The organism is Sphingomonas sp. Leaf343 (assembly GCF_001423765.1).
GTDB lineage: Bacteria > Pseudomonadota > Alphaproteobacteria > Sphingomonadales > Sphingomonadaceae > Sphingomonas.
Map to the genome: position 1 here is coordinate 1 of NZ_LMPG01000011.1, position 26869 is coordinate 26869.

Genomic DNA, 26869 nt, shown 5'->3' on the forward strand with positions numbered 1-26869 from the left:
GGCGACCACCTCAACAACCCGTCCGGGCCGCCGCTGCGGTGAAACCCATCTAGGACAACACCCCATGCCCGTCAAACCCTTTCTGTCAGAAATGTGCAATTTTTGTCCGGAAAGCTGGAAAACGGCGGGGTTCACCGCTTGTGAGGGGCTTAACGCTAGGGTTTCGGGATGACCCTATCCCCCGTTCCCGGCCCGGAATCACCCGAATCGCTGCGGACACAGGTCCGGCGTGCCGTGATCTGGCGCTCCGGAAGCCAGATCGTCGCGCAGATGATCCAATGGGCGTCGACCTTTCTCGTCATCCGGCTGCTCGACCCGCGCGATTACGGCCTGTTCGCGATGGCGCAGGTGGTGCTGGTCCTCCTGAACATGCTCAACGGCTTCGGCCTCGCCAGTGGACTGATCCAGGCGGCGGACGTCACCGAGCGGCAGATACGACAGCTGTTCGGGATGTTGATCGCGCTGAATGTTGGACTTGCGGCACTCCAGCTACTCCTGGCCCCCGTCGCGGCGGCCTATTACCGGCAGCCGATCATCGCCGACATGCTGCGCGTGCAGGCTCTGCTTTACCTGACGACACCCTTCGTCGCGCTGCCCTTCGCATTGCTGAGCCGCCGGATGGATTTCCGGCATCAGGCACGGGCCAACATCTGCGCCTCGATCGCCGCGGCCGCCGCCGCGCTCGCTGGAGCACTTGCCGGATGGGGCGTTTGGACGCTCGTGATCGCGCCGCTGATCCTGTTCGGCGTGCGCGGCGCGATGATGACGTGGAGCGCGCGGTCGCTGGTGTGGCCGAGTTTCGACTTTCGTGGTGCGGGGCATCTCGCCCGCTACGGAGGTATCGTCGCGGCCGGGCAATTGTTCTGGTTCGGACAGAGTCAGGCCGACGTGTTCATCGCCGGGCGGCTGTTCTCGCCTCACACGCTGGGGATCTACACGACCGGCCTGTTCCTCGCGCAGATCTTCGTATCCAAGGTAGTGCCGCCGCTCAACGAAGTCGCCTTCTCCGCTTACGCGCGAATCCAGCACGATCCCGAAGCGGTCGCGGCCGCGTTCGTGCGCTCGGTCAAAGTCGTGATGGCCGCCGCCTTTCCCTTCTATCTCGGGCTGGCCGTGACGGCCGAGCCGCTGGTGCTGACGGCGCTGGGACCGAAGTGGGCGGAAACCGCGCCGGTCGTCCGACTGCTCGCGCTCGCCATGCCGTTCATGACATTGCAGGTACTCTACACCCCGGCATGCGACGCATTGGGACGGCCGGGGATCGGCGTCAGCAATGGCGCGATCGGTGCGGTCGTGCTAGCGATCGGTTTCCTGATCGGCGCGCATTGGGGGCCGGGCGGGCTCGCGACGGCATGGATCTGCGCCTATCCAGTCTACCTCGGGATCAGCTCGTGGCGCGCGCTGCCGGTGATCGGCGCGAGCGGGCACGCGATCCTGTCGGCCGTCGCGCCCGTGCTGATCGCGGCACTGGCCATGGCGGCAGCGGTGCTGCTGCTCGATCAAGCGCTGCTACTCCTGTCGCCGCTGCCGCGACTCGCGATCCTCGTGGTCGCGGGCGCGGGGATCTATGGCGGCTGGCTGGCGCTGTTCGCGCGCGCGACCATGTCGGAACTGATCGCGACGGTGCGGCGGACCGGTTAGGCCGTCTGGATATAGTCGCGCATCGCAGCGGCATCCGCCTCGATCCGGTCGATCCGGTATTTGACGAGATCGCCGATCGACACGAAGCCGACCAGCGTATCGCCATCGAGCACCGGCAGATGCCGGATACGCCGATGGGTCATCAATGACAGCGCGGCGATCACCGCATCGTCCTTCGCGACCGTCACCGGCGGCGCGGTCATAGCCGCCGACACCGGTCCGTCGAGCGCCGCCGCCCCGCCGTCCTTCAGCATGCGGATCACGTCGCGCTCGGAAAAGATGCCGACGACGCGCCCGCCCTGCATTACCGGCACCGCGCCGATCCGCCGCTCGCCGAGCAGCGCCACCGCGTCGGCGACGCTCGCATCGGGTGCGATCGTGACCACCTCATGGTGCACGGATTTCAGGATCGCCGCGATCGTCATCCTTGCCTCACCTCATGTCACCGGATCTCGTCGCCCGGATATTGAGGAAATCACGTTTCACGCCCAATGGAAAGCACATGGATCACGGATCGCACCGCCCGATGGCCAACCCGCCAAATCAGCCGCTCGCCGGCCAGCCGCCCAGCGGACTGACCGACCACGACTATGCACGATTCGCGTGGGCGCGGTTCCGGTCGCTGCTGGCGTGGATGACGCTGGCCGCGGCGACGATCGCAGCGGCGGCGATCGTGCTGCTGGCCTATCTGCAGGGGCCGCTCCACCTCGTCACGATGTTCGCGATTCTGGGCGGCGTCGGCGGATCGGTGATGCTGGCGGGCGCGCTGATGGGGCTGACCTTCCTCAGTTCCGGCAGCGGCCATGACGAGGATGTCGAACGGATCGACTGAGGATGGGCGCGCCGCAACGAAAAAGGCCGGCGTCCTTGGGGGACACCGGCCTCTTCAAACCACGGGATAGAACGATCAGTCGGTCGCGGCATCCGCCACGACGGCGCGCGCGCGACGACGGCGCGGCCGCGGCTCATCCCCGTCCGCCTCGTTGGCGGGCGCGGCCGAGATGCCGAGCGATGGCGGCAGGCGATCGGCGTCGACGCCATTGCCTTCCGTCCTGCTTTCCGGAGCCGCCTCGATCGACGCGTCGCGCCGGGGGCGACCACGGCGACGCGGAGCGACCAGGGGCGCATCCGCCTCCAGCACCGCTTCGGCACGCGCCTCCAGGTTTTCGCCGGGCGCAGGCGGGTCGGCACGTCGCTGACCTGCAACCTCGGTTTCGACCTCCGCCTGTTGCGGGGTATCGCGCTCCCAGCGGCGCGGCTGGCGCTCCTGCCGTTCGCCGTCGGAGCGGGTGTCCTGACGACGCGGCTGGCGCTCGGCGCGCGGAGCCTCCTCGCCAGCGTCGTCGCCCTGATTGTCCCAACGGCGCGGCTGACGATCACCGTCTTCGCGGTAATCCTGCTGCTGGCGATCCTGCTGCTGGCGATCTTGTTGTGGACGCCCCTCTTGCTGACGGCCCTCCTGCTGACGACCGTCACGACGCGGCGGCCGCTCGCTGCGCTCGCCACGAGGTTCGGCGTAGCGCTGCTCGTTGCCACGCTGGTCGTTGCGGTCCCCATTGTTGCGGTCGCCGCCATTGCGGTCGTTGCCGCGATCGCCGCCATTGCGGCCGCCGTCCTGCTGCTCGCCGGCACGGATCGGCTCACCCTCGTCGCCATAATCGTCGTCGTTGCCGTCGATGTCGAAATCGGGCTGCTGGCGGCGCGGCTGCTGATCCTCGAATCGGCCACGCTGGTCGCTGAGGACGCGGAAATAATGGTCGGCGAACTGCAGATAATATTCGGTGTTCACGCGGTCGCCCTGCCGCTGCGAATCCGCAGCCAGGTTCTTGTACTTCTCGTACAGCTGGTTCGCGTTGCCGCGTGCGCGATTGTCGATACGGTTGCCGTTGTCGGGACGACCCTGGCCGCCGGAACGCTGGCCACCACCGCTATTGCCACCACCGCTGGCATTGCCACCACGGCCGCGACGGCGACCGGCCTGCCGATTATTGATCAAGCTGTTCGTCCCTAATCCAGAAGAGATACGTATCCGCTGTGCCTTCGCGTCCGATCCGGAGCGCGACGGGACCGTAACCGGCCCGTAACGTCGCCCAGCGTAGCGGCGACCTGTGCCTTCAGGGTGCGGGCGTTGCCGCGATCTCGAACCGCCTGTCGTCCGGCGACCGTGTCGCCCAGCGATAACAGTTGGAGAACGTGTGCCCGACCCGCTCATAGCGGGCGACGCCCCTGCCCTACAAGCGAAATATGGGTGATGCAGGATAGCGGTCAAGTCGTCGGCAGCACGCCCGACAACACGCGGGGCCGCCCGCCCAGATCGCAGTGCTCCGTCACGACGAATCCCCGATCGCGCAGCAGGTCGCCGACCGCCTGCGCCTGCGTCCATCCGATCTCCAGCAGCACCGCGCCGCCGGGCGCAAGCAACCGCCGCAGCTCGGGCGCGAGGCGGCGGTAATCGTCCAGCCCGTCCGGCCCGGCGAACAACGCCTCCGCCGGCTCGAAGGCGGCAACCTCCGGCGGCAGATCTTCACCGGTCGCGATATAGGGGGGGTTGGCGACGATGCAGTCGAACGGACCGGTGATCGCGGTCGTCCAGTCGCCCTGAACGAAGGCCGCGCGCCGGCCGAACGCCGTCGCGTTGATCCGCGCCCACGCCAGCGCCTCCGCCGACCGGTCCACGCCCAGCCCCCGCGCATCCCGCCATTCGTCGAGCAAAGCCAGCAACAGCGTCCCCGGCCCCGCGCCGAGATCGAGCAAGGTCGCCGGTGGCCGCCCCGCGAAATGCGCCACCGCCGCGGCGATCAGCGTCTCGCTGTCCGCGCGCGGCACCAGCGCCCCCGGCCCGACCGTCAGATCGAGTGTCCAGAAGCCGCGCGTGCCGGTGATATAGGCGACCGGCTCCTGCCGCTCGCGACGGGCGGCGAGATCCGCGAAAGCGGGTGGTACCGGGCGATCAAGGTCGAGCAGCAGCGTCGACCGCTCTATCCCCAGTGCGTGCGCAAGCAGCAGTTCGGCGTCGAGGCGAGGTGTCGCGGAGAAACCGAAGCGCGCGGCGGCGGCGTTGAGGGCAGCGGCGCAACGCGCTCCCGACGCAAGGGGGTCAGCCGACACCGACCGTCACCCCGTCCTTGCGGGCGCAGCGAAGCCATCCAGGTCCACGCTTGCGGCTCTGGACCGCCGCGTCGCTTTGCTCCTCGCGATGACGGGGGGATGGAAGCACGTCGCCCGCCCCCCAAAGTCGTCATCCACGCCGCGCGCCATCAGCCGTCCAGCGAGGCCAGCCGCTCCGCCTCGTCCTCGGCGATCAGCGCGCCGATCAGCTCGCCCATCTCGCCCTCCAGTATCTCGGGCAGGCGGTGGAGCGTCAGGTTGATGCGGTGATCGGTCACACGCCCCTGCGGGAAATTATAGGTGCGGATCCGCTCCGACCGGTCGCCCGACCCGACCATCGCGCGCCGTGTACCCGATCGCTCGTTCGCCAGCCGCTCGCGCTCCGCCTCGTACAGGCGGGTCCGCAAAACCTTGAGCGCCTTGGCCTTGTTCTTGTGTTGCGACTTCTCGTCCTGCTGGATGACGACGAGCCCGGTCGGAAGGTGGGTGATGCGGACCGCCGAGTCGGTCGTGTTGACCGACTGGCCGCCGGGGCCGGACGAGCGGTAGACGTCGATGCGCAGGTCCTTCGCCTCGTCGATCTGTACGTCGACCTCCTCCGCCTCCGGCAGCACCGCGACGGTGGCGGCGGAGGTGTGGATGCGGCCGCCGCTCTCGGTCGCGGGCACGCGCTGCACGCGGTGGACGCCGGATTCGAACTTCAACCTGGCGAACACGCCCTGCCCGCTGACGGAGGCGACGACTTCCTTGAAGCCCCCCGCATCGGACGACGAGCCGGAGATCATCTCCACGCGCCAGCCCTGCCCCTCGGCATAGCGTTGATACATGCGGAACAGGTCGCCCGCGAACAGCGCCGCCTCGTCGCCGCCGGTACCGGCGCGCACTTCGAGCATCGCCGAGCGTTCGTCGGCGGCATCGCGCGGCAGCAGGGCGAGCGCGAGGCGGTGATGCGCCGCCTCCAGCGCGATCTTGTTGTCGCGCAGTTCCTCCGCCGCCATCTGGCGCAGTTCCTCGTCGGCGGTATCCTCGGCCATATAGGCGAGGCTTTCCGCCTCCTGCCGCAGCCGCCGCACCTCGCCCGCCGCCTGCGCGACCGGCTCCAGCTCGGCATATTCCTTCGACACCGCCACGAAGCGATCTCCGGGCAGGTCGCCGGTCGCCATCTGCGCCGCGAGTTCGTCGCGCCGCGCCTCGATCTGGCGGATGCGGTCGGGGGAGATGGGGGTCATTCAGATGCGTCCTGTGACGTCCAGATGCCGTCTCGCCATTCGGAGATCATCTCTTCGAGAACGGTTTCGGACTCGACATCGTCGTCAGTCACGCCCCGCGTGTAGAGCGTCGCAGCATGGATGAATGCATCTACATCCGTCCCTGACAGTTCGAATTGCTGTCCGGTTCCCAGGATTTTCGCTGCAATCGTCGCGTGACCGTCCGGGTCACGCGCAACCAGCGCCGCCAGCGCCGATCCCTGAGAGTTGGCTTTTGCCAGGCGTTTCTTGACGTTGCCGCGATACGCCATGTCCGCAGACGCATGCGCACGACGCAGGTCGCATAAGAGCGATAACGCGTCCGGCTCAGCCTCTATGCTCACCGGGATGACAACGACCGCCGTACGCTGCTCGGCGCGCTCTTCGATCAGCATCGCCAGCCGCTCGACCCCCGCCGCCCAGCCGACACCCGGCGTCTCCGGCCCACCGAGCGAGCCGATCAGCCCGTCATAGCGCCCGCCGGCCAGCACCGTGCCCTGCGCGCCCAAGCGATCGGTCACGAACTCGAACGCGGTGTGGCGGTAATAATCGAGGCCGCGCACCAGTCGGGGGTTGCGCGTCCACGCGACGCCGGCGGCGTCCAGCCCCGCCGTCACCGCATCGAAGAACGCGCGCGCGTCCGGTGTCAGGAACGCGTCGATGTCGGGCGAGCTGTCCGCCGCGGGCCGGTCCTTCGGGTCCTTCGAATCGAGGATGCGCAGCGGGTTCTTCGCCAGCCGCATGAGGCTGTCCTCCGACAGGTCCCCGCGATGCGCCTCGAAATGCGCGATCAGCGCCGCCCGCCACGCGTCGCGCGTCTCCGCGTCGCCCAGCGTGTTGAGCTGGAGGGTCACGCCCTCGATTCCGAGTTCGCGCAGCAGCTGGTCGGCGAGCACCAGCAACTCCACATCCGCCGCCGGCTCGGCCGCGCCGATCACCTCCGCATCGATCTGGTGGAACTGGCGGTAGCGGCCCTTTTGCGGGCGCTCGTACCGGAAGACGGGCCCGGACGTGGCGAGCTTCAGCGGCGCATATTGCTGCCACCCCTCGGTCAGGAACGCCCGCGCCAAACCGGCGGTGAACTCCGGCCGCAGCGTCAGCAGGTCGCCGCCGCGGTCGGGAAAGGTATACATCTCCTTCGACACGACATCGGTCGTCTCGCCGATCGAGCGCGAGAAGACCTCCGTCGCCTCGAAGATCGGGATGTCGACGCGCTGGAAGCAATAGAGTGCGCGCACCTTCTCGAAGGTCGACAGCACGTGCGCGAACCGCCGCTGCTCCTCGCCGAAGATGTCCTGCGTGCCGCGCACGCGCCTGGGGGTTTCGATACGGGCCATAGAAGCGCGGCTATCTAGGCGAGGCCGCGGCCAAGCGCTAGCGTTGCCGGCATGAGCGACACACCGTGGTGGGGCCTTGGCCAAAGAGTGGCGCCGCCACGCTTCGTGCTGTTCGCCGTCGTATTCGCGGCGGCGCTGGCGGTCGGCATCCCCGAATGGGGGCGCGGACGCGGGATCATGGCCGCGTTCGACATCGCCGCGACCGTGTTCCTGGTCGCCATTGCGACGCTGTTCCGCCGCGGCGAGGCGGAGCGGATGCGCGCCGCCGCACGCGCCAACGACGCCAATCGCGCGGTGCTGCTGGGCTTTACCGGCGTGACGATGGCCGTCATCCTCGTGGCCGTTGCGGGCGAACTGAAGGGCCGCAACGACAGCGGCTCGATCGTGCTGGTGATCGCGACGCTGGTGTTGGCGTGGCTGTTCTCCAACACCGTCTACGCGCTCCATTACGCACATCTGTTCTACATCGACGATCCCCTCGGCCGCGATGCCGGCGGGCTGGACTTTCCCGGCACGGATACGCCCGATTACTGGGACTTCCTGTATTTCAGCTTCACACTGGGCATGACGTTCCAAACCAGCGACGTGGAGATCGGCTCGGGTCGCATCCGCCGCGTCGTGCTGGGGCAGAGTCTGGCGGCGTTCGTGTTCAATCTCGGCGTGGTGGCGTTCACGATCAACGTGCTGGGGGGCGGGTAGCCCCTGTTCCTCCCCTGCAAGGCGAGCAATGAGGCCCCTTAAGCGACTGGACTTCTGTCCTTTCCGATCATTACACTGGTGCCTTCCAATCTTTCGCCCATCGTTCGAAAAGGCTGTCCATGCTCCGATACGCCGCCGCCGCGCTCCTGCTCTCCTCCGCCGCCGCTGTCGCGCAGGTGCCCGCCGGCAATTCCGCGCCGCAGCCGGTGCCGTTCGTCGACACCGTCCCCGTCGCGCAGGACGTCGCCTATCCGGGCACGATCCGCCTCGACGTGGACGCAACCGACAACGAGCGCGGCATCTTCCGCGTCAGGGAGACGATTCCCGTCGCGAAGTCGGGCCACATGGTCCTGCTGTTCCCGAAATGGCTGCCGGGCGCGCATTCGCCGCGTGGCGAGATCGAGAAGCTGGCCGGCCTCGTGATCCGCAGCGGCGGGCGCATCCTGCCGTGGCGGCGTGACCCCGTCGACGTGTTCGCCTTCCACATCGACGTGCCGGCGGGTGCGAAGACGCTGGATGCGGAGTTCCAGTTCCTGTCCGCGACCAAGGCCGATCAGGGTCGCGTCGTCGCCACGCCGACCATGATCTCGCTCCAGCCCAACTCCGTCAGCCTCTATCCGGCCGGCTATTTCACCCGCCGCATCCCCGTCCAGATGACGGTGAAGTTCCCTGCCGGCTGGACCGCCGCCGGTGCGATTCCGGCCAAGGCCGCGCAATCCGCCGCCGCCGCGACCTACACCTACGACACCGCGAATTACGAGGTGCTGGTCGATTCGCCGATCCTCGCGGGCAAGTACGGGAAGACGTGGCCCCTGTCCGACCGGGTCGACCTGAATGTCTTCGCCGACACCCCCGACCAGCTCGCCGCCAAGCCCGAGCAGATCGACGCGCACAAGCGCCTCGTCGAACAGGCGGTGAAGACCTTCGGCGCGCAGCATTACGACAAATACGAATTCCTGCTGTCGATCACCGACCAGCTCGGCGGCATCGGGCTGGAGCATCACCGCAGTTCCGAAAACGGCGTCGGCCCCGGCTATTTCATCGACTGGGAGAACAGCGTCACCCGCCGCAACCTCCTCCCGCATGAATTCACGCATAGCTGGGACGGCAAGTTCCGCCGCGGCGCGGACCTGTGGACGCCCGATTACCGCACGCCGATGCAGGGATCGCTGCTGTGGGTGTACGAAGGCCAGACGCAGTTCTGGGGCTATGTCCTGCAGGCGCGTTCCGGCATCGTGTCGAAGCAGGACACGCTGGATGCCTATGCGACGATCCTCGCGGCCTACGACAACACGCCGGGTCGCCAGTGGCGGCCGCTGGTGGATACGACCAACGATCCCGTCATCTCCGCGCGCCGGCCCAAGGGCTGGACGAGCTGGCAGCGGTCGGAGGATTATTACAACGAGGGGCTGCTGGTGTGGATGGAGGTCGATTCGATGCTCCGCAAGCAATCGGGCGGCACGAAGTCGATCGACGATTTCGCGAAGGCGTTCTTCGGCATCCGCGACGGCGACTGGGGCGAGGTGACCTATACGTTCGACGATGTCGCGCAGACGCTGAACACGATCCAGCCCTATGACTGGGCGGGATTCCTGCGCACCCGCCTGACCGAGACGGGCAAGCCCGCGCCGCTCGGCGGCTTCGTCGCGAACGGCTATACCCTGGTCTATACCGACACGCCGACGTCGTATTTCACGAAAGCGGAAAAGGCGCGCGGCACCGACGTGTCCGCCTCGCTCGGCCTCGTCGTGAACAAGGACGGCGTCGTCACCTCGTCGATCTGGGGCAAGCCCGCCTATACCGCCGACATCGACGTCGGCACGGAGATCGAGGGGATTGGCGGCATGGCCTATAGCGGCGACCGGCTGAAGGCCGCGATCCTGGCCGCGAAGGGCACGAAGGAGCCGATCCGCCTGCTCGTCAAGAATGGCGATCGTCTTCGCGACCTGGTTATCGACTATCACGACGGCCCCCGCTATCCGCGCCTGCAGAAAACGGGCACGGGAGAGACGGGACTGGACCGTCTGCTGACGGCGCGTTGAACCGCATCACGTAAACGGGGGACTGCTATGCGTATCGACCTGATCCCGGTGGGCAAAAGCCCGCCGGACGACCTGAACGTCATCATCGAGGTGCCGACCGGCGGCGAGCCGGTGAAGTACGAGTTCGACAAGGCGTCGGGCGCGCTGTTCGTCGACCGCATCCTGCACACGCCGATGCGCTATCCGGCGAATTACGGCTTCGTGCCGCACACGCTTTCGCCGGATGGCGATCCGCTCGACGCGCTGGTCATCGCCCGCTCGCCGTTCATTCCCGGCTGCGTCGTCCGCGCGCGTCCGATCGCGGTGCTGAACCTGGAAGACGAGGCCGGCGGCGACGAGAAGCTCGTCTGCGTCCCCGTCGACGAGGTGTTCCCCTATTACTCCAACGTCGGCGGCCGCGCCGACGTGCCGGAGATCGTGTTCGAGCAGATCGAGCACTTCTTCACCCACTATAAGGATCTCGAAAAGAAGAAGTGGGTCCGCATCGGCGTCTGGGGCGATGCGGACGAAGCCAAGCGCATCACGATCGAGGCGATCGCCCGCTACGACGAGGCCAAGGCCAAGGGCGAGGAACCGCACGACCACGACGTCCCCGGCCGCGATTGACCTTCGGCCTGCGGTCCGGCGATGGGCGAGTATGACGGCATCCGCGTGCGCGCCGACCTGCTCGGCCTGTACGAGACGCCCATCCTGCACGGGCACCTCGCCGACTCGCAGGCGCTGACTGCCGCGCTGGCGGCGGCGATCCGGGCGAAGCGCGCGGCCGATTCCGGCATCGCGCGGTCCAATGTCGGTGGCTGGCACTCGGCCACCGACATGCTCGGCACCGGTGGAACGGGGTGGGGCGGCCCCGCTGCCGCGACGCTCGCGGACACGGCGGTGAAGATGTGCAAGCGCCTGTCGTGGTTCGACGGGCGCGATGCCGCGTCGTACGAATGGACGGTGCGGATGTGGGCGAACGTGTCGCCCGCCGGCGCGCTGAACATGAGCCACGCGCATCCCGGCGTGCTTTGGGCCGCAGTGTTCTACGTCGATATGGGTACGCCCCCCGCGGAGGGAGAGGCCGGCGGCGAACTGTTCTTCGAAGACCCCCGCGCCCCCGTCCCCTATATGCGCCTGCCCGGCTTCCGCCTCGTCGGCACGGACGGCCAGCCGCAACCGATCGAACGCCGCGTCGTCACCCGGGCCGGCGACCTCGTCGTCTTCCCCGCCTGGACCCGCCACGGTGTCCGCCCGCATCTCGGGACCGGCGACCGGATCTCGGTGGCAATGAACATCGACGTGAAATCCTAGGACTATCCGGAGGGGCTTGGCTTCTCCCGGAATGCGGCCGGTGCCGCCATGCGTGCAGGCATAGCGGGCGAAGCGTGGCTCACCCGGGCTCCGCCAGCCTGCGCAACGCTTCGCCGTCGACGCGCTGCACGGTCCACTCGTCCTGCCCCACCGCGCCCATCGCGCGGTAAAAGGCGATCGCGTCCGCGTTCCAGTCCAGCACCGACCATTCGAAGCGGGCGCAATCGCGCTCCACCGCCAGCGCCGCCAGATGCCGCAACAGCGCCTTGCCGAAGCCGCGCCCGCGTGCGGCGGGGGTCACGTACAGATCCTCCAGATACAGGCCGCGCTTGCCCTGCCACGTGGAGAAATTGTGGAAGAACAGCGCAAAGCCGAGCGGCTCGCCATCTTCGGCGATCACCGCCTCCGCGGCGGGTCGATCACCGAAGAGGGCGTCGTGCAGCATCGGCCCGGTCGCCAGCACGGCATCCGGCTCGCGCTCGAACACCGCCAGTTCGCGCACGAAGCGCAGGATGGTGGCGACGTCGGCGGGTTGGGCGGGCCGGATCACGGCACCACCTGCATCTGCGCGGCGATGTCCCTCGACCGGGCGGCGTACAGGCACGCGGCGACGATCACGCCCGCCCCCGCGATCGTCCACAGCGACAGGCGTTCCCCGAACACTGCATAGCCGAGCAGCGCGGCATACAGGAACGATGTGTACTCGGTGGTCGCAAGATAGCCCGTCTCCCCATGGGCATAGGCCCAGCCCAGCAGGAACAGCGACGCCGTCGCCAGCGCCGCGCCGATCGCCAGCTTGGGCCATTCGCCCGCATCCGGCCATATCGCCAGCCACGGCGCGGCGCAGAGCAGGATCAGGCCAATGATCCCCGACTGGAAGAACGCGATCTCCCCCGGCCCCGCGGCCTGCGACTGCAATCGTGCGACGATCAGGTTCACCGCGTACAGCACCGCCGATGCGATCACCGCCACCGATCCGGCCAGCGCCTCCTCGCCCAGCCGCATCTGCGACTGCCCGGCCAGCACGACCAGTACGCCGCCGAGCGCCGCGGCGGAGCCGATCGCGACCTGCAGGCCGACGCGTTCCTTGAGCACGACCGCGCCCAGCAGCAGCGCAAGGATCGGCGCGACGTAGGTCAGCGTGATCGCCTGCGCCATCGGCACGCGCGCCAGTCCCCAGAAGAACAGCACCGCCATCACCGCCGTGACGCAGGCGCGCAGCACGTGTAGCCGGAACCCCCGTGCGCTGGGCCGCGGCGCACCGCCGACGCGCCAGACCGCCGCGCCCAGCCCGGCCGAGATCAGCGTGCGCCACAGCAGCGCGTTGTAGACGCCGATCGCCAGCACCAGCGACTTCATGAACGCGTCCATGATCGAGAACAGCCCGATCCCCGCCGCCGCCACGGCAAAGGCGAGCGCGGGGGTAACGGTGCGGGATGCGGTCACCGGATTTGCCGTATCTCAATTGCAAGACCCAACGTCGACCACTTTGTATCGGCGGTCAGCAGCGAAAGATTTTTCTGAAGCGCCAGGGCAAGGCAAATCCGATCAGCCAACGACACGTCGTCGTAGCGTGTCCGTAGCCGCAAGGACGCGGCCAGGATCGCCTGCTGCTCGTCGAACGGTGTAACGACGAGGCCCAAGTCATCCAGCAACGCTTTGCAAGCCGCAACGTCGATGCCCTGGTCACTCATCTTCGCAAGCGTCTCAGAGAAGTTGACCGCGCTGAACAACGCGCCATGCAAATACGGGATGGCGACCTCTGCGCCTTTTTCCTGCTGAAGCACCGCCATCACGGCGGATGCGTCGACAACATGCGTCACGCGCCCGGGCGATCCCTGGACCACCTGCCATGATCGACGTTCTCGCGCGCCGCCTCCGCACGACGGTCGGCTATCAACTCGTCTGCGATGCTATTCTGGTCGCCGGGCGGCAGCATTGCCCGAAAACGCGCCTGCACATCACGGACGACCTGCTCGTAGTTCTTCAATACAAGCTTGCCATCCTCCCGGGCGATCGTCAGCACCGTGCCCGGACGCAGCCCGAGTTCCTCCGCCAGTTCTTCCGGCAGGACCAACTGTCCTTCAGCAGTGACACGGGCTTGATAGGTCACGGACGACGCTCCGCTGATAAGGCTAACACAGGACCTATGCCGCCGCCAGCGCCCGCGCCTCGTCCGCGGCGTCGATCTCCGCCGCCTTGGCCTCCACCAGCCGCACGATATGCTCGATCATGTCGGCGTCCTGGACGTGGTGATCGGTGACGCCCGACAGATACACCATGTGCTTGCCGTTGCCGCCGCCGGTGATGCCGATATCGGTCTCGCGCGCCTCGCCCGGTCCGTTGACGACGCAGCCGAGCACCGACAGCGACATCGGCGTGCGGATATGCGTCAACCGCTCCTCCAGCGCCTGTACGGTGCGGATCACGTCGAACCCCTGCCGCGCGCAGCTGGGGCAGGACACGACGCGGACGCCGCGGTTGCGGATGCCCAGCGCCTTCAGGATCTCGAAGCCGACGCGGACCTCCTCCTCGGGTTCCGCCGACAGCGACACGCGGATCGTGTCGCCGATGCCGTACCAGAGCAAGGATCCCATCCCGATCGACGATTTGACGGTGCCGCCGATCAGGCCGCCCGCCTCGGTGATGCCGAGATGCAGCGGGCAATCCACGACCTCCGCCAGCTGCTGGTACGCCGCGACCGCCAGGAACAGGTCGGACGCCTTCACCGCGACCTTGAACTCGTGGAAATCGTGGTCCTGCAACAGCTTGATGTGGTCCATCGCCGATTCGACCAGCGCATCGGGGCACGGCTCGCCATATTTCTCCAGCAGGTGCCGCTCCAGCGACCCGCCATTGACGCCGATCCGGATCGCGCAGCCATTCGCCTTCGCCGCGTTGACGACCTCCTTCACCCGCGCGGCCGAGCCGATATTGCCGGGATTGATCCGCAGGCACGCGACGCCCGCGTCCGCCGCCTCCAGCGCGCGCTTGTAGTGGAAGTGGATGTCGGCGACGATCGGCACCCGCGATGCGCGGACGATCTGCTTCAGCGCCGCGGTGCTTTCCACATCGGGGGCGGAGACGCGGATGATGTCGACGCCCGCATCCTCGCACCGGCGGATCTGGTCGATCGTCGCGACGGGATCGCTGGTCGGCGTATTGGTCATCGTCTGCACGGTGACGGGCGCGCCGCCGCCGACAGGGACGGTGCCGACCATGATCTGGCGGCTCTGACGGCGGACGATGTCACGCCAGGGTCTGATGGACATGGGGCTCTTATACAGCGCGCGGGTTGCGGTTCAAAGACCAGGGTGTACGGCAGCGCCAATGACCGAAACGCCAGCGATCAGGCGGCATTATGAGCCAACCGCCATCCGGCGGCATTATGGGATGGACTGGCTGAGGATCGGCGCGTTCGCAATCCTGATCCTCTACCATATCGGCATGGTCTTCGTGCCGTGGAACTTCCACGCCAAGTCGCACCATGTCGAACGCTGGGCGACGGTGCCGATGCTTGCGGTCAACGCGTGGCGGCTGACCTTGCTGTTCGTCGTATCGGGTTACGCCAGCCGCGCGCTGCTGGCGCGGTCGCACGGGCTGGGCCGATTCGTGCGCGACCGGAGCTGGCGGCTGCTGGTGCCGCTGGCGCTAGGCGTCGCCGTGGTGGTGCCGCCGCAGGCTTGGGTGGAGCTGGTGCTGCGCTATGGCTATCCGGCCGGCTATCTGCATTTCTGGGGGCATGATTATTTCACCTTCCGGCGACTCGGTCAGGTGACGGTGCCGACGTGGAACCATCTGTGGTTCGTCGGCTACCTGTGGCTCTACACCGCCCTGCTGGCGATCGGCGTCGCCGCGATCCGCATCCGGAGGGCGCAGCACGGCTTCGACTGGCTGTTCGGCAGCGCGCTGGGCGGTGTAGGGGTGATCGTCGTCCCGCTGGCGTGGTCGACCGCGATCCACGCGCGCTGGTTCCAGATGGTGGGGGAGACTCACGCACTGGTCGGCGACTGGATCGCGCACCTTTCGTATTTCCCTGCCTTCCTGTTCGGCTTCGCGCTCGCCCGATCGCCCGCGACGATGCGCGCGATCGGGCGGTGGTGGCCGGCGGGTGCGGTGCTGGCGATCGCCGGATACGCCTATGTCGTGGGGATCGAGCGGGGCTGGATCGGCCCATGGGGGCCGGCATTGTTCGCGCGCTACGGCGTTGCGCATGCGGCGCAGCAATGGGGCGCGATCGTCGCCCTGATCGGCATCGCCGAGCGCTGGTTCAACCGCGATGCGCCGATCCGCGCGACCCTGACGGAGGCGGTCTTTCCCTTCTACCTTGTCCATCAGACGATCATCGTCGTCGTCGCCTACGTGCTGTGGAACGCGGCTTTGACCGCGGGACAGGAGTTCGCGGTGCTGGTCGCCGCGACCGTCGCGGGTTGCACCGCCTTCTACTATGGGGGCCGCGCGGTGCCGTGGCTCAGGCCGCTGATCGGACTTCGGAGACAATCATGACGTGGACGCTGATGGTGCATGGCGGCGCGGGCCGGATCGACCGCGACGCGCTGACGTCCGCCATGGACGCAGGCGCGCGCGCCGGTCTGGCGCAGGCGCTCGACGCCGGGGCCGCGCTGCTGGCCGCCGGCGGCGAGGCGCTGGACGCGGTGCAGGCGGCGGTCGAGGTGCTGGAGGACGACCCGCATTTCAATGCCGGGCGCGGCGCGGTCCTGACCTTCGACGGCCAGATCGAGCACGACGCCGCGATCATGGACGGACGCAACCGCAATGCCGGCGCGATCGCCGGGATCGCCGGCACCCGCCACCCCGTCGCGCTCGCCCGCGCGGTGATGGAGCATAGTCCGCACGTCTTCCTCGCCGGCAGGGGGGCGAACGTCTTCTCCCGCGAACAGGGTTTGGAGCAGATCGACCCCGACTGGTTCGTGCTGCCCGAACGCCGCGCGCAATTGGCGAAGATGAAGGCGGACAGCGACTGGTTCGACGTCGACATGAAATACGGCACCGTCGGCGCGGTCGCCCGCGATGCGGCGGGCCATGTCGCGGCGGCGACCTCCACCGGCGGCGTCACCGGCAAGCGCTGGGGCCGGATCGGCGACACGCCGGTGATCGGTGCGGGCACCTTCGCCGACGACCGGGCGTGCGCGGTATCGTGCACCGGTTCCGGCGAGTTCTTCCTGCGCGAGTCCGTCGCGCGCGAGATCGCGGCGCGGATGCGGCTGGCCGGCGAAACCCCGGCACAGGCAGCCGCGACCGTGCTGGCGGGCGTACGCGCGATGGGCGGCACCGGCGGCGTCATCGTCTGCCCCACGAGCGGCGATCCGATCTGGCATTTCAATACCTTGGGCATGTATCGGGGCACTGTCAGCGCGACGACGAGGGAGGTCGCGATCTACGGAGACGAGGGATGAAGCGTATCGTCGCGGCGCTGTTGCTGCCGTTCCTGCTGCTCGCGCAGCCCGCCGCGGCGTTCTGGGAATATGGCCATCAGACGGTCGCCTCGATAGCCTATGCCAACGTCACGCCGCGCACCCGCGCCGCGATCGGCCGCATCCTCCTGGCCCAGGCGCAGCTCGGCACCCCCGGATGCCCCGCCCGCACCATTCAGGAAGCGAGCGTCTGGCCCGATTGCGTCAAGCCGCTGAAGGACGCCGCCGGCCAATCGCGGTTCGGCTATGCCTATAGCTGGCACTATCAGAACGTGAACATCTGCCAGCCCTTCACGCTGAAGCCCGCGTGCACTGACGGCGACTGCGTCTCGACCCAGATCGACCGGCAGGCCGCGATGCTTGCCAACCGGCGCGCTCCTGCGAAGGACCGGGCGATGGCGCTCGCCTTCCTCGCCCATTTCGTCGGCGACCTGCACCAGCCGCTGCATGCGGGTGACAAGTCGGACAAGGGCGGTAACGATGCCAGGGCCGCGTACGGCATCTATGCGCCGACGCGGCTGAACCTGCATTCGGTCTGGGACGGCCTGCTGGCGGAGCGCGCGATCTCCTCGCCGCCGCCCCTCGTCCGCCGCTATTCCGCCGCCGACCGCGCACGGCTCGGCGCGGGCACCGTCACCGACTGGAGCCGCGAAAGCTGGCAGGTCGCCCACACCGCCTACGAAGTCGCCATGCACGGCGACCCGTGCCGGCCGACGCCGGCGCGCGTGACGCTGACCGACGCGAACGTGGAAAAGCTGGTGCCGGTGATGCGCAACGAGGTCGTGAAGGGCGGACTGCGGCTGGCGAAGATGCTGGACCGTGCGCTGGGCTAAGACGTCACGCCGGGACGGGCCCGGCATGACGGCAGGCCGCTACCGCCCCACCGCCTTCGCGACCGCGTCCACAACGCCCGGCGCGACCGGCAGGGACGGATCGGCATAGGCTGACAGGTTCGGGGCACGGCCCTCGCCGACCGTCTTCAACACGTGGTTCACTCCGGGCACGATCGCCAGCGTCGCCTGCGGGTCGGCCTTCGCCAGTGCCCGCGCGTCGTCCACCGACACCTGCAGATCGCGGTCGCCCTGCACGATCAGCACGGGCAGCATGATCCGCGCCGCCAGCGTCACCGGGTCCTGCGCGAAGGCATCGATCAGGAATCCCTGCACCGCCGCCGGGAACAGCCCGGCGAGCGGTGGCGGCAGCGTCGCCGGGTCGACGCGCCGGCCCGCCTCCAGCGAGTCGATCGCGCCGAGCGCTGCCGACAGGATCGGTGCGTTGGCCGGATTGGCCCGCAACTGCTCGCGCATCACCGCGCCGAGCGGCCGCCCGGGCGCGGCGATCAGGATCACGCCGCACAGTCCGCGCGGGTCCTGCGCTGCCCTCAGCGCGACCAGCCCGCCCTCGCTATGCCCCAGCAGCCACGCGCATAGTGCACCCGTCCGCCGCGCCGCCTCCGCGGCCCAGCCCTTCGCGTCCGCGGCATAGTCGGCGATCGTCACCGCATTCGCGTCCGTAACCGCGCGACCGCTCCCGAACATGCCGCGCTTGTCGATCCGCAGCGTGGAGACACCGCGCTCCGCCAGCGCCTCCGCCAGCAGGCGATAGGAGGCCGCGGTCACGCCCATCGGGTTGTTGCCGTCGCGATCGGTCGGCCCGGAGCCGGAGATCACCACCACGACCGGCGCGCCTTTTCCGGCGTCCAGCAACGTCCCCGCCAGCGGCCCCTGCGGCCCCGGGATCGTCACCGCACTCGCGACCGCCGCCGTCTTCACCGCAGCCGCCATCATCGTCATCCAGATCATCGCCCTGCTCCCCTCATGTTGTCGACCTCGGCCATGCAAACACCGCGAAGACGGCGCTGCTGCCCAGCAGAAACACCGTCCAGACCGCCACCATCCACGCCGGCGGCGCACCGTCGCGCGCGAACACCAGCCAGGTCGGGATTGTCACCACGATCAGGAAGACGATCGTCGCCAGCCATCCCGCCCCGGTCACCGGCCGGAACGACAATCCGCTTCGCACGAACCACGCCCGCTCATTCGCCATCGTCATCCCCCTTCGGCGGTCGCCCGCGTCGCGCCGGTTGCGGCGCGTCCAGCTTCACCCCCCGCCGCGCCAGCGCCTCGCGCAGCAGGCATTCCACTTCCGCATTGACGCTGCGCAAATCGCCCGTCGCCGCCCGCTCGATCGCCGCGTATAAGGCGGGATCGAGACGCAGCGGAAAGGCTTTGCGCGGCGGGACGGTCATCGTCGGACCAGCATTACTGGTAGAGCGATCCGGTATTGACGACCGGCTGCGTGTCGCGTTCGCCGCACAGCACGACCATCAGGTTTGACACCATCGCCGCACGGCGTTCGTCGTCCAGTTCGACGACGTTCTTCGCCGACAGCTGCGCCAGGGCCAGTTCGACCATGCCGACTGCGCCCTCGACCAGCGTCGTCCGCGCCGCGACCACCGCCTGCGCCTGTTGCCGGCGGAGCATCGCCCCCGCGATCTCCTGCGCATAGGCGAGGTGCGTGAAGCCGCATTCGTCGACGGAGATTCCCGCCACGACCAGCCGCGCGATCAGTTCGTGGCGCAGTTCAGCGCCGACCTGATCGTGGTTGCCGCGCAGCGTCACCTCCTGATGCTCGTAATCGTCATAGGGGTAGCGCGATCCGATCGTCCGCACCGCCGCCTCAATCTGCACGTTCACGAACGCCTTGTAATCGTCGACGTCGAACAGCGCCTGCGCCGTATCGACGACGCGCCACACCACCTGCGCGGCCATCTCGATCGGGTTGCCGCGCAGGTCGTTGACCTTGATCCGTTCGGAGATGACGTTGTTGGACCGTACGGAGATCTGCCGCCGGATCAGCCACGGCAACACCCAGCGCAGGCCAGCCTTGCGATCGGTACCGCGATAGTCGCCGAACAGGGTGATCGCGGCCGCCTGATTGGGTTGCAGCATGTAGAAGCCGCAGGCGATGAAGACGGCGGCGATCATGCACAGGATCGGCAGCCATGACATCGTCGGGCCCCAGCGCTCCGTCGCCAGTTCCACGATCGACGCAATCCCGCCGATCAGCGCCAGCACCCCTGCGGCGAGCATCGCCAGCCCGTTCGTGCTGGCGGCCGGCCGCTCCGCAGACCGCGTGAGTATCCCCTGTTCCATCCGTCCCTCCTTTATTATGATATCACTTTAATATCGAATCAGGAGGTGATGCAAGGGGGCGTCGGCGAATTTCGATCAGCAAGAGGAGAAAGCCATGCGGCGACCCGGAGCCGCGCGCGCTGGACGGGATTGCTCCGCTGCGCCCGCAATGGCGGGCGGACGGAGGATAATCCGCGCGCAAAAAAAGGCGCTGTTATATTTCGCGTACCCACGGAGAAGCCGCTATGGCTGAGCCAGCGGGTGATTCGGTTCGGGCGTTGGTGTCTGGCTTTCCCCGCAAGCGTAGGGAGCGCCAGCTCATTGCTATGTTACAGATGTTTGTTGATGACAGCGGCATAAATCAGCCACCGATCTACTGCTTAGCTGGTTGGATCGCTACCGCGAGTCAATGGGCCTTGTTTTCAGACGACTGGCAGGCAGTTTTAGACGAAGAACCTAAGCTTGATTACTTCCATGCGGTAGAATGGAAACGCTTAGGGGATGCTTTTCGCGGATGGCAACGCAGCGATGCGGACGCCAAACTAGAAAAGTTAATAGCTACTATCTCAAAGCATAAGCTGATTATGTCGTCATCTATCATGCTTCATGAACACTATATTGAAGTATTCGGTGACACCAAAGATGTGCGGAGGAGATTCCCTCCGTACCAGATGCTTTTGAACCATCTTGTCATTCAGACCGCCGACTGGCTTAGATCGAAAGGTAGAACTGATAAGCTAGACATAATCTTTGACTCTCAAATGAGTCACGACAAGATCGTTTTAGGGTTTTGGGATGACCTAGTAGCAAACACCTTTGATGATATCGGTGCAACTTTATCAAACTCTCCTATATTCAGGAACGACAAAGATGTGGTTGGCCTTCAAGCGGCTGACCTTTTGGCGTGGACCATTCGTCGCTCGAACGTGAATCATATGAAGGGATTACCGATTCCGCACGACTTATGGAAACACAGAAAGAAAGACGCTGGAACCGCGGGCGTGGTACATATCATTAATAAGCTAGTGATGGTGAATATGCATCTGACCAGTTTTTACCAAGCTATGGTTCAAGCTGGTATATATCCGCCACAAGTCATGAGGTATGATCGGAAGCTTTTGGCTCCTTCAAACTGGAGTCGACCAGAGCCTGGAAACGATCATCTGCCTCTGTGGCAATGAGTTCTCCAGCGTCGATTAGTCTTTGCACCTCGCGCCTGAACTTCTCGCTCTGCTCCTCGGGCGTCATCCCGGCTTTCTTCTTCGGCATGGCTATCACCCTCCGATACGAGTCGTTTCATAGGTGAGCCGCTTGCCAACGACACCGCGCAGCATTTCGTCGGTGCGGTCGGCGTCGTTGAAGCCGGTCGCGATGCGGTTGGTGTAGCGGAACTCGAACTCCGCAACGTAGCGGTGAAGGTGCTTCTTGGCGCAATGCTGATACGTGCCCTTCATGCCGCGCTTGAAGATCGAAAACGCGCCTTCGATGGTGTTGGTATGGATCAACGGGTTCGCATAATCGACATACTGTCCCGCGCTATGGCGGGTGAAGCTGTGCGAGGCGAAATGCTTGTCCAGATGGCGATAATAACCCGCTTCATCGGTCATCACGTGCGCTTCCTGCGCGATGTTGTCGGTCAGGATCGGGGTGAGGTCCGCAGCCTTGAGGCTGTCCACCACCATCGAACGCTGGCGACCAGTGGAGCGGTCAATGAGCGACAACACCTTGTGCTTGTGCGCGAAGCCCCGGCCCTTCTTCTCGCCTTCCGGCTTGATGCTGCGATCATGGCCGATGAAGGTTTCGTCCACCTCGACAATGCCGCCGTCCGAACCGAACGGGGTGAGGTCGCCAGAGCGCATAGCTTCGCGGATGCGATGCGACATGAACCAAGCAGTCTTGAGGGTAACGCCGAGGATGCGGTGAAGCTGGTTGCTCGACATGCCCTTCTTGCTGCCGGCGATCAGATACATCGCCTGAAGCCAGATATGCATGGCAACGTGGGAAGCCTCGAAGATGGTCCCGATCTTCACGGTGAAGGGCTTACGGCACTGGTAGCACTTGTAGGCGCCTATGCGGGTGCTCTTGCCCTGCATCTTGCTGATGCGCTCGACGCCGCCGCAATGCGGACAAGTCGGACCCTGCGGCCAAATTCGCTTCTCGACGAAGGCGTAAGCGGCTTCCTCGTTGTGGAAGTGCGGGGCGGAAAGGGCGGACGACATGGGCTTAACTCCTTGCCTCATTCCTGCGCTCGCCCATTGGGTACGTCAAGTATGATATCGCCCAAAAAAAGCCCTCCCCCGCCGCCGGCGAAGGAGGGTCCTTCAACTTGGCAAGCTCGTCCTAAAATCAGCTCAGAACGATCGTCACCGCGCGGCGATTGGCGGCGTAGGCGGCCTCGTCGGACCCGGTTTCGGCGGGGCGTTCGCTGCCATAGCTGATGACGCTCATCCGCGACGGCGACACGCCCTTGGCGGCCAGATAGTTCTTCGCCGAGTTCGCGCGGCGGTCGCCGAGCGCGAGGTTGTACTCGCGCGTGCCGCGCTCGTCGCAATGTCCTTCGATCGTGATGCGGACGTTGGGATAGCGGTTCAGCCATTCCGCCTGGCTGTCGAGGATCGCGCGCGCCTGCGGGTCGATGTCATACTGGTCGAGGCCGAAATTGACCGTGTTCGACGTGACGGAGCGGGTGAAGTCGGCGTTCGAACCCGGCACCACCTCGTTGCCGGTCTGGCCGGTCTGGCCGGTCGGCGCGGTGTCGACAGGACCGGTAACAGGCGCGGGTGGCAGCACTTCCGGCCGCTTCTTGGAACAGGCGGCCAGCGCCAGCGTGGCGGTGGCGAGAATCAGCGTGGTCTTCAGCTTCATGGTCATACTCCCGGTATGTCAGAACCAAATGTCGTCAGGGGCGCAAGGGCCCCCAGGCGGGGTCGGAGCCGCCGAGCGGCGTCGGAATGCGGCGTTCGTTGACGCCGGTCAGGTCGACCGACCACAATTGCCCCGATCCGCCCGAGCCGCGGCCCGAGCGATAGAAATTGATGACGCGGCCGTTCGGCGACCAGCTCGGCCCCTCGTCCGACCAGCTGTCGGTCAGCAGCTTCTCGCCGCCACCCGACGGCGACATGATGCCGATGCGGAAATTGCCCGCCAGCTTGGTGAAGGCGATCAGGTCGCCGCGCGGGCTCCAGACCGGCGTCGCATAGCGCCCACCGCCGAAGCTGATCCGCTGCTGGTTCGAACCGTCCGCGTTCATGACGTAGATCTGCTGCCCGCCCGAACGATCGCTCTCGAACACGATCCTCGACCCATCGGGCGAATAGCTGCCGCCGGTGTCGATCCCAGGCGACGTCGTCAACCGCTGCGGCGTGCCCCCTTGCGACGACACGCGGTAGATGTCGGTGTTGCCGCCCTGCGCCATCGAGAACAGGATGTAGCGGCCATCGGGCGAGAAGCGCGGCGCGAAGGTGGTCGCCACGTTCTGCACCACCAGCCGCTGCTTGCCCGACCCGATATCGTAGACATAGATCGCCGGGATCTTGCCGACATAGCTCATATACACGATCGACTGCTGGTTCGGTGCGAAGCGCGGGGTCAGCACGATCGACTGGCCGTTGGTCAGGAAGCGGTGGTTGGCCCCGTCCTGATCCATGATCGCCAGCCGCTTCACGCGCTTGTCCTTAGGCCCCGTCTCCGAGACATAGACGACGCGGCTGTCGAAATACGGCCCCTCGCCGGTCAGCCGCGCATAGATCGTGTCCGCGCATTTGTGCGCCGCGCGCCGCCAGTCGGCCGGCGGCACGACGAAGCCCTGCCGCGTCAGCTCCGTCTTCGCGGCGACGTCGTACAGGTAACAGCCGACCGTCAGATTGCCGTCGCCGTTGGCGCGGACGAAGCCCTGCACCAGCGACTGCGCGCCCGTCCCGCTCCAGTAATCGAACACCGGTGCGGTCACTTCCGGAAACGCCACCGCACGCAGGCGATTGGCGGGCAAGGGCGTGAACAGCCCGGAATTGCGCAGGTCGGTGGCGATGATGTCCGCCAGCTGCCGGCCCAGCACGTCGGTCGATCCGGCGGGCGTCGCGACGACCGACTGGGTCGGCATCACCGGGATCGCGATCGGCATCGGCGCGGAGATGCCGCCTTCGACATCCACGACCAGTCCGCCGCCGTCCTGCTGCTGCGCGGCCGGGGCAGCGGAGGGAGCCGGCGGAGCCTCCTGCGCCACGACGGGCGCAGCGGTGGAGAGGGCGAGCAGGGTCAGAAAACGGCGCATCATCATCCTCATCCGGGCAATTTGTAGCGGAGCGTGAAATTGCTCCAGCCATTCTGGACGTCATACAGGTCCGCAGGCAACCCGCGCAAAGGCGCGCAGCCGACGAAGCTGGCGATGGCGAGATCGTCGACGCGGTCGACATAGCGGCTGTTCTCGTCGTCGACGCCGCTATGGCCGACCACGCGGGGCCGCGCCGCAAGGCTGCCGTCGCGGTTCAGCTTCAGGTTGATCGTCACGCGGATGCGCGACGCGCCGGGACCGGGGTTGACCTGACGATTGGCGCAGGGCTGCACCTGCCGCTGGATCGCGGAGCCGATATCCGCCGCCGCCTGCGCGCCCATCTTGGCGGCCGGCGCCGCCTCGGCCTTGCTGGTGGAGGGACGGTCGGACAGCCCCTTCAGGAAATCGTCGCCCAGCCGGGACCCGCGCGGCTTCGATGCGGTCGCGGTCGGTGAATTGCCGCTCCCGCGCGCCACGGTCGTCGGCTTCGCCGCACTCGCCGCCGCCTTTGTCGCGGTCTTCGCGGGCGCAGGCTTGGCGGCTGGCGCGGACGGCTTCGCCGGCGTCGTCTTCGCTAGCGCAGCCTTTTCCGGCGCGGGCGTCGGCTTCTTCGGCTGCGGCCTGGGGGCGGGTGCCGGCTTCGGAGCGGGCGCGGGTTTCGGCTTCGCGACCGGCTCCGGCGCGGGCCTGGGCGGAGCCGGCTTCGGCGCAGGCGCGGGTGGCGCGGGATCGGGCTTCGGCGCGGGCGGAGCCTCCAACGGTTCCGGCGGCGCGGCGTCTTCCGGTGGACCTTCCTCGGGCGCGACCGACTGCGCCGGCTCGACGTTCGGGGTCGGCGACAGCGCCTCCTTGCCGACCTCCTCGACCAGCGACACGGTGATCGGCTGCTGCTTCAGCGTCTCGGGATTGGGGGTCGCGAGGAACCCGACCGAGAGCAGCCCGAAGAGCACGGCATGCCCCCCGAGCGCGACGCCCAGCCCGATCTTCTCGCTCCGCTCCATCAGCGCGCGCCACCCTCGACGGTAACAAGCGACACGCGGTTCAGCCCCGCGCGGTTCAATTCGCCCATCACCCGCATCACACGCCCGTAATCCAGCCCCTTGTCGGCGCGCAGATACACTTGCGGCGGCTCCTTGCCCCCGCCCGGACCCATCGGCGACGATGCGGCGATCGCCTCCAGCCGCGCGGGCAAGGCTGCCTCGATCAGTTCGGTCTCGCCGACATACAGCTTGCCCGCCTCGTCGAGCGAGATCTGCACCGGCTCCTGATCCTGATCGAGCGCCTTGGCGCGCGCATCGGGCAGGTTCACCGGCACGCCCGCCGTCAGCAGCGGCGCGGTGACCATGAAGATGATGAGCAGCACCAGCATCACGTCGACCAGCGGCGTGACGTTGATCTCCGCCATCGGCGCGCGCCGGCCCTTGCGACCGGACGGCAGGTTCATCGCCATCTCAGCGCCCCCCGCTCAACGGCTGGTATCGAGCTGCCGCGACAGCGTCGTGTGGAACCCGTCGGCGAAGCGGTTCAGCGCCGCCTCGATCCGGTTCACGCCGTGGCTGAAGCGATTGTACGCGATCACCGCCGGGATCGCCGCGAACAGGCCGATCGCGGTCGCGAACAGCGCCTCCGCGATCCCCGGCGCCACGACGGCGAGCGACGAATTCTGCGCCGACGCGATGCCGGTAAACGACCGCATGATGCCCCAGACGGTGCCGAACAGCCCGACGAACGGCGCGACCGAGCCGACCGTGGCGAGGATGTTCAGCCGGTCCGACAGCCGGTCGATCTCCGACGCCGCCGCCGCGCCCATCGCCGTCGCCAGCCGCTCGCGCGTGCCGCCCTTGTCGATCTGGCCGCCCGCGGTCGAATGCCGCCACTCGCGCACGCCCGCCGCGAACACGCGCGCGGACGGCAGGTCGCGCTCCGCCTCCGCCTTGTGGAACGCGTCGATGTCGTCCGCCTTCCAGAAATCGCGCTCGAACTTCGTCATCTCCTTGCGCGTCCGCTTCAGCCGCACCGAAAAGCCGATGATGATCGCCCAGGTCCAGACGCTGGCGGCGAGCAGGCCGCCCATCACGAACTTCACCACCCAGTCCGCCTGGAGGAACAGCGCGACGGGCGACATCGTCGCGGCGTCCATGTTGAAGACGGGATTCATTCTTGCCCCTCGATCAGTCGGCGAAATATATTGGTCCACGCGGCCGGCTGGCGTAGCGGGCGGCCGTTGCCGGCGACCAATGCCGCCGTCACCACCGCGTCCGCCAGCACTTCCTGCTCGCGCCTGACCGTTTGATGAATGACGACGCGCGCGGTGGTCGTCGCGGTCACCCGGCTGGCGACGATCAGCGCATCGTCCAGCCGTGCGGGCGCGCGGTAGCGGATGTGCAGGTCGGCGATCGCATAGGCCCCGCCGCCGCCCTCGAACGTCGCGCGCTGATCGATCCCGGCCAGCCGCAGCATGTCCGACCGCGCACGCTCCATATAGCGCAGATAATTGGCGTGGTAGACGACGCCCGACAGGTCGGTATCCTCGAAATACACGCGCAGGGGCAGGCGATGCTCCACGCCCGCGAAACGCCCCTCCGTCGGCTGGTCCACGCCGGTCATGCGCGACCCGTTAACCCAACGGTTCGTCGGACGGAACCCTGTTCGCCTTCGACAAG

The 26869-nt window shown here is 67.1% G+C and carries 31 protein-coding genes; 10 read left to right on the forward strand and 21 right to left on the reverse strand.

Going from position 1 to position 26869, the window contains the following annotated elements; genetic code table 11:
* Positions 1-168 precede the first annotated feature (168 nt).
* A complete protein-coding gene (locus tag ASG07_RS07505; protein WP_055844046.1) occupies positions 169-1641 on the forward strand; it encodes a lipopolysaccharide biosynthesis protein in 1473 nt (490 codons plus the stop codon).
* Here the strand turns inward: ASG07_RS07505 and ASG07_RS07510 are convergent.
* Positions 1638-2066, reverse strand: a complete 429-nt coding sequence (locus ASG07_RS07510; RefSeq protein WP_055844049.1) for a CBS domain-containing protein — start codon at positions 2064-2066, stop codon at positions 1638-1640. The two genes, ASG07_RS07505 and ASG07_RS07510, sit on opposite strands and share 4 nt — an antisense overlap.
* 101 nt (positions 2067-2167) lie before the next feature.
* On the opposite strand from ASG07_RS07510, the gene ASG07_RS07515 reads away from it, so the two are divergent.
* Positions 2168-2473, forward strand: coding sequence for a hypothetical protein (locus ASG07_RS07515; protein ID WP_055844929.1), 306 nt, complete (start codon positions 2168-2170; stop codon positions 2471-2473).
* A gap of 75 nt (positions 2474-2548) precedes the next feature.
* Here ASG07_RS07515 and ASG07_RS07520 read toward each other — a convergent pair whose 3' ends face one another.
* The 4 genes from ASG07_RS07520 to hisS all read right to left on the reverse strand — a co-directional run bounded on the left by ASG07_RS07520 (position 2549) and on the right by hisS (position 7333).
* Positions 2549-3637, reverse strand: a complete 1089-nt coding sequence (locus ASG07_RS07520) for a DUF4167 domain-containing protein (RefSeq protein ID WP_055844051.1) — start codon at positions 3635-3637, stop codon at positions 2549-2551.
* Between the two features lie 269 nt (positions 3638-3906).
* A complete protein-coding gene (prmC, locus tag ASG07_RS07525) occupies positions 3907-4749 on the reverse strand; it encodes a peptide chain release factor N(5)-glutamine methyltransferase (protein WP_082474625.1) in 843 nt (280 codons plus the stop codon).
* Positions 4750-4898: 149 nt separating this feature from the next.
* Positions 4899-5978: a peptide chain release factor 1 gene (gene prfA, locus ASG07_RS07530; RefSeq protein ID WP_055844053.1), complete on the reverse strand. Its 1080-nt coding sequence runs from the start codon at positions 5976-5978 to the stop codon at positions 4899-4901.
* Positions 5975-7333: a histidine--tRNA ligase gene (gene hisS, locus ASG07_RS07535; RefSeq protein ID WP_082474626.1), complete on the reverse strand. Its 1359-nt coding sequence runs from the start codon at positions 7331-7333 to the stop codon at positions 5975-5977. The genes prfA and hisS overlap by 4 nt, the downstream gene beginning before the upstream one ends.
* A gap of 51 nt (positions 7334-7384) precedes the next feature.
* On the opposite strand from hisS, the gene ASG07_RS07540 reads away from it, so the two are divergent.
* From ASG07_RS07540 to ASG07_RS07555, 4 genes are all read left to right on the forward strand, one after another.
* Positions 7385-8032 carry a DUF1345 domain-containing protein gene (locus tag ASG07_RS07540; protein WP_055844056.1) on the forward strand — a complete coding sequence of 216 codons (648 nt, stop codon included), beginning with the start codon at positions 7385-7387 and terminating at the stop codon, positions 8030-8032.
* 119 nt (positions 8033-8151) lie between these two features.
* Positions 8152-10074, forward strand: a complete 1923-nt coding sequence (locus ASG07_RS07545; RefSeq protein WP_055844058.1) for a M61 family metallopeptidase — start codon at positions 8152-8154, stop codon at positions 10072-10074.
* Between the two features lie 27 nt (positions 10075-10101).
* Positions 10102-10680 carry an inorganic diphosphatase gene (gene ppa / locus ASG07_RS07550; RefSeq protein WP_055844060.1) on the forward strand — a complete coding sequence of 193 codons (579 nt, stop codon included), beginning with the start codon at positions 10102-10104 and terminating at the stop codon, positions 10678-10680.
* A gap of 21 nt (positions 10681-10701) precedes the next feature.
* Entirely contained in the window at positions 10702-11367 is a 666-nt protein-coding gene (locus tag ASG07_RS07555; RefSeq protein ID WP_055844062.1) for a TIGR02466 family protein, read from the forward strand.
* Positions 11368-11446: 79 nt separating this feature from the next.
* On the opposite strand, the gene ASG07_RS17645 is transcribed toward ASG07_RS07555, so the two are convergent.
* The 5 genes from ASG07_RS17645 to ispG are packed head-to-tail and all read right to left on the reverse strand — an operon-like array spanning position 11447 to position 14639.
* On the reverse strand, positions 11447-11917 hold the full coding sequence (locus ASG07_RS17645) for a GNAT family N-acetyltransferase (protein ID WP_055844064.1): 471 nt from the start codon (positions 11915-11917) through the stop codon (positions 11447-11449).
* Positions 11914-12813 (reverse strand): DMT family transporter, encoded by a 900-nt coding sequence (locus ASG07_RS17650; RefSeq protein ID WP_055844065.1) that lies wholly within the window; start codon positions 12811-12813, stop codon positions 11914-11916. Before ASG07_RS17650 ends, ASG07_RS17645 begins: the two co-directional genes overlap by 4 nt.
* Positions 12810-13190, reverse strand: a complete 381-nt coding sequence (locus ASG07_RS07570) for a type II toxin-antitoxin system VapC family toxin (RefSeq protein WP_055844066.1) — start codon at positions 13188-13190, stop codon at positions 12810-12812. The genes ASG07_RS17650 and ASG07_RS07570 overlap by 4 nt, the downstream gene beginning before the upstream one ends.
* Positions 13187-13480: an AbrB/MazE/SpoVT family DNA-binding domain-containing protein gene (locus ASG07_RS07575; protein WP_055844067.1), complete on the reverse strand. Its 294-nt coding sequence runs from the start codon at positions 13478-13480 to the stop codon at positions 13187-13189. Before ASG07_RS07575 ends, ASG07_RS07570 begins: the two co-directional genes overlap by 4 nt.
* A 34-nt stretch (positions 13481-13514) precedes the next feature.
* On the reverse strand, positions 13515-14639 hold the full coding sequence (ispG, locus tag ASG07_RS07580; RefSeq protein WP_055844068.1) for a flavodoxin-dependent (E)-4-hydroxy-3-methylbut-2-enyl-diphosphate synthase: 1125 nt from the start codon (positions 14637-14639) through the stop codon (positions 13515-13517).
* 121 nt (positions 14640-14760) lie between these two features.
* Between ispG and ASG07_RS07585 the strand changes: the two genes are divergently transcribed.
* Genes ASG07_RS07585 through ASG07_RS07595 form a run of 3 tightly spaced genes read left to right on the forward strand, consistent with a single transcriptional unit; the run spans position 14761 to position 17635 of the window.
* Positions 14761-15873, forward strand: a complete 1113-nt coding sequence (locus ASG07_RS07585) for an acyltransferase family protein (RefSeq protein ID WP_236694591.1) — start codon at positions 14761-14763, stop codon at positions 15871-15873.
* Positions 15870-16784: an isoaspartyl peptidase/L-asparaginase family protein gene (locus tag ASG07_RS07590; protein ID WP_055844070.1), complete on the forward strand. Its 915-nt coding sequence runs from the start codon at positions 15870-15872 to the stop codon at positions 16782-16784. Before ASG07_RS07585 ends, ASG07_RS07590 begins: the two co-directional genes overlap by 4 nt.
* The gene (locus tag ASG07_RS07595) at positions 16781-17635 is read left to right on the forward strand and encodes a S1/P1 nuclease (protein ID WP_055844071.1); all 855 of its coding nucleotides are present in this window, start codon (positions 16781-16783) and stop codon (positions 17633-17635) included. The genes ASG07_RS07590 and ASG07_RS07595 overlap by 4 nt, the downstream gene beginning before the upstream one ends.
* Positions 17636-17674: 39 nt before the next feature.
* Here the strand turns inward: ASG07_RS07595 and ASG07_RS07600 are convergent, their stop codons facing one another.
* The 4 genes from ASG07_RS07600 to ASG07_RS07615 are packed head-to-tail and all read right to left on the reverse strand — an operon-like array spanning position 17675 to position 19957.
* The gene (locus ASG07_RS07600; protein WP_082474629.1) at positions 17675-18604 is read right to left on the reverse strand and encodes an alpha/beta hydrolase; all 930 of its coding nucleotides are present in this window, start codon (positions 18602-18604) and stop codon (positions 17675-17677) included.
* Between the two features lie 13 nt (positions 18605-18617).
* Positions 18618-18854 carry a hypothetical protein gene (locus ASG07_RS07605; protein ID WP_168377320.1) on the reverse strand — a complete coding sequence of 79 codons (237 nt, stop codon included), beginning with the start codon at positions 18852-18854 and terminating at the stop codon, positions 18618-18620.
* On the reverse strand, positions 18838-19050 hold the full coding sequence (locus ASG07_RS07610; RefSeq protein ID WP_055844074.1) for a hypothetical protein: 213 nt from the start codon (positions 19048-19050) through the stop codon (positions 18838-18840). The genes ASG07_RS07605 and ASG07_RS07610 overlap by 17 nt, the downstream gene beginning before the upstream one ends.
* Before the next feature lie 13 nt (positions 19051-19063).
* Positions 19064-19957 carry an SPFH domain-containing protein gene (locus tag ASG07_RS07615; protein ID WP_055844076.1) on the reverse strand — a complete coding sequence of 298 codons (894 nt, stop codon included), beginning with the start codon at positions 19955-19957 and terminating at the stop codon, positions 19064-19066.
* 224 nt (positions 19958-20181) lie between these two features.
* Between ASG07_RS07615 and ASG07_RS16890 the strand changes: the two genes are divergently transcribed.
* Positions 20182-21117, forward strand: coding sequence for a DUF3800 domain-containing protein (locus ASG07_RS16890; protein WP_082474630.1), 936 nt, complete (start codon positions 20182-20184; stop codon positions 21115-21117).
* Between the two features lie 93 nt (positions 21118-21210).
* Here ASG07_RS16890 and ASG07_RS07620 read toward each other — a convergent pair whose 3' ends face one another.
* The 7 genes from ASG07_RS07620 to ASG07_RS07650 form a co-directional block, all read right to left on the reverse strand.
* On the reverse strand, positions 21211-22155 hold the full coding sequence (locus ASG07_RS07620; RefSeq protein ID WP_055844078.1) for an IS1595 family transposase: 945 nt from the start codon (positions 22153-22155) through the stop codon (positions 21211-21213).
* Positions 22156-22282: 127 nt separating this feature from the next.
* Positions 22283-22801 carry a peptidoglycan-associated lipoprotein Pal gene (gene pal / locus ASG07_RS07625; protein WP_055844940.1) on the reverse strand — a complete coding sequence of 173 codons (519 nt, stop codon included), beginning with the start codon at positions 22799-22801 and terminating at the stop codon, positions 22283-22285.
* Positions 22802-22835: 34 nt separating this feature from the next.
* On the reverse strand, positions 22836-24212 hold the full coding sequence (gene tolB, locus ASG07_RS07630; RefSeq protein WP_168377330.1) for a Tol-Pal system beta propeller repeat protein TolB: 1377 nt from the start codon (positions 24210-24212) through the stop codon (positions 22836-22838).
* 2 nt (positions 24213-24214) lie between these two features.
* A complete protein-coding gene (locus ASG07_RS07635; protein ID WP_055844080.1) occupies positions 24215-25207 on the reverse strand; it encodes a hypothetical protein in 993 nt (330 codons plus the stop codon).
* A complete protein-coding gene (locus tag ASG07_RS07640) occupies positions 25207-25656 on the reverse strand; it encodes an ExbD/TolR family protein (protein WP_055844081.1) in 450 nt (149 codons plus the stop codon). Before ASG07_RS07640 ends, ASG07_RS07635 begins: the two co-directional genes overlap by 1 nt.
* A 15-nt stretch (positions 25657-25671) precedes the next feature.
* Entirely contained in the window at positions 25672-26364 is a 693-nt protein-coding gene (gene tolQ, locus ASG07_RS07645; RefSeq protein WP_055844082.1) for a protein TolQ, read from the reverse strand.
* The gene (locus ASG07_RS07650; protein WP_055844083.1) at positions 26361-26813 is read right to left on the reverse strand and encodes a YbgC/FadM family acyl-CoA thioesterase; all 453 of its coding nucleotides are present in this window, start codon (positions 26811-26813) and stop codon (positions 26361-26363) included. The genes tolQ and ASG07_RS07650 overlap by 4 nt, the downstream gene beginning before the upstream one ends.
* Between the last annotated feature and the right edge of the window lie 56 nt (positions 26814-26869).

Bases quoted from the DNA above. Each gene is read 5' to 3' on its own strand.
- pal (WP_055844940.1), bottom strand. From the start codon at position 22,801: ATGAAGCTGAAGACCACGCTGATTCTCGCCACCGCCACGCTGGCGCTG.
- ASG07_RS07545 (WP_055844058.1), top strand. From the start codon at position 8,152: ATGCTCCGATACGCCGCCGCCGCGCTCCTGCTCTCCTCCGCCGCCGCT.
- ASG07_RS07540 (WP_055844056.1), top strand. From the start codon at position 7,385: ATGAGCGACACACCGTGGTGGGGCCTTGGCCAAAGAGTGGCGCCGCCA.
- ASG07_RS07515 (WP_055844929.1), top strand. From the start codon at position 2,168: ATGGCCAACCCGCCAAATCAGCCGCTCGCCGGCCAGCCGCCCAGCGGA.
- hisS (WP_082474626.1), bottom strand. From the start codon at position 7,333: ATGGCCCGTATCGAAACCCCCAGGCGCGTGCGCGGCACGCAGGACATC.
- ASG07_RS07595 (WP_055844071.1), top strand. From the start codon at position 16,781: ATGAAGCGTATCGTCGCGGCGCTGTTGCTGCCGTTCCTGCTGCTCGCG.
- ASG07_RS16890 (WP_082474630.1), top strand. From the start codon at position 20,182: ATGGCTGAGCCAGCGGGTGATTCGGTTCGGGCGTTGGTGTCTGGCTTT.
- ASG07_RS07610 (WP_055844074.1), bottom strand. From the start codon at position 19,050: ATGACCGTCCCGCCGCGCAAAGCCTTTCCGCTGCGTCTCGATCCCGCC.
- ispG (WP_055844068.1), bottom strand. From the start codon at position 14,639: ATGTCCATCAGACCCTGGCGTGACATCGTCCGCCGTCAGAGCCGCCAG.
- ASG07_RS07505 (WP_055844046.1), top strand. From the start codon at position 169: ATGACCCTATCCCCCGTTCCCGGCCCGGAATCACCCGAATCGCTGCGG.
- ASG07_RS07615 (WP_055844076.1), bottom strand. From the start codon at position 19,957: ATGGAACAGGGGATACTCACGCGGTCTGCGGAGCGGCCGGCCGCCAGC.
- ASG07_RS07605 (WP_168377320.1), bottom strand. From the start codon at position 18,854: ATGACGATGGCGAATGAGCGGGCGTGGTTCGTGCGAAGCGGATTGTCG.
- ASG07_RS07585 (WP_236694591.1), top strand. From the start codon at position 14,761: ATGGACTGGCTGAGGATCGGCGCGTTCGCAATCCTGATCCTCTACCAT.
- ASG07_RS07620 (WP_055844078.1), bottom strand. From the start codon at position 22,155: ATGTCGTCCGCCCTTTCCGCCCCGCACTTCCACAACGAGGAAGCCGCT.
- tolB (WP_168377330.1), bottom strand. From the start codon at position 24,212: ATGATGATGCGCCGTTTTCTGACCCTGCTCGCCCTCTCCACCGCTGCG.
- ASG07_RS07590 (WP_055844070.1), top strand. From the start codon at position 15,870: ATGACGTGGACGCTGATGGTGCATGGCGGCGCGGGCCGGATCGACCGC.
- ASG07_RS07640 (WP_055844081.1), bottom strand. From the start codon at position 25,656: ATGGCGATGAACCTGCCGTCCGGTCGCAAGGGCCGGCGCGCGCCGATG.
- prfA (WP_055844053.1), bottom strand. From the start codon at position 5,978: ATGACCCCCATCTCCCCCGACCGCATCCGCCAGATCGAGGCGCGGCGC.
- ASG07_RS07555 (WP_055844062.1), top strand. From the start codon at position 10,702: ATGGGCGAGTATGACGGCATCCGCGTGCGCGCCGACCTGCTCGGCCTG.
- ASG07_RS07650 (WP_055844083.1), bottom strand. From the start codon at position 26,813: ATGACCGGCGTGGACCAGCCGACGGAGGGGCGTTTCGCGGGCGTGGAG.
- tolQ (WP_055844082.1), bottom strand. From the start codon at position 26,364: ATGAATCCCGTCTTCAACATGGACGCCGCGACGATGTCGCCCGTCGCG.
- ASG07_RS07510 (WP_055844049.1), bottom strand. From the start codon at position 2,066: ATGACGATCGCGGCGATCCTGAAATCCGTGCACCATGAGGTGGTCACG.
- ASG07_RS07635 (WP_055844080.1), bottom strand. From the start codon at position 25,207: ATGGAGCGGAGCGAGAAGATCGGGCTGGGCGTCGCGCTCGGGGGGCAT.
- ASG07_RS07600 (WP_082474629.1), bottom strand. From the start codon at position 18,604: ATGATCTGGATGACGATGATGGCGGCTGCGGTGAAGACGGCGGCGGTC.
- ppa (WP_055844060.1), top strand. From the start codon at position 10,102: ATGCGTATCGACCTGATCCCGGTGGGCAAAAGCCCGCCGGACGACCTG.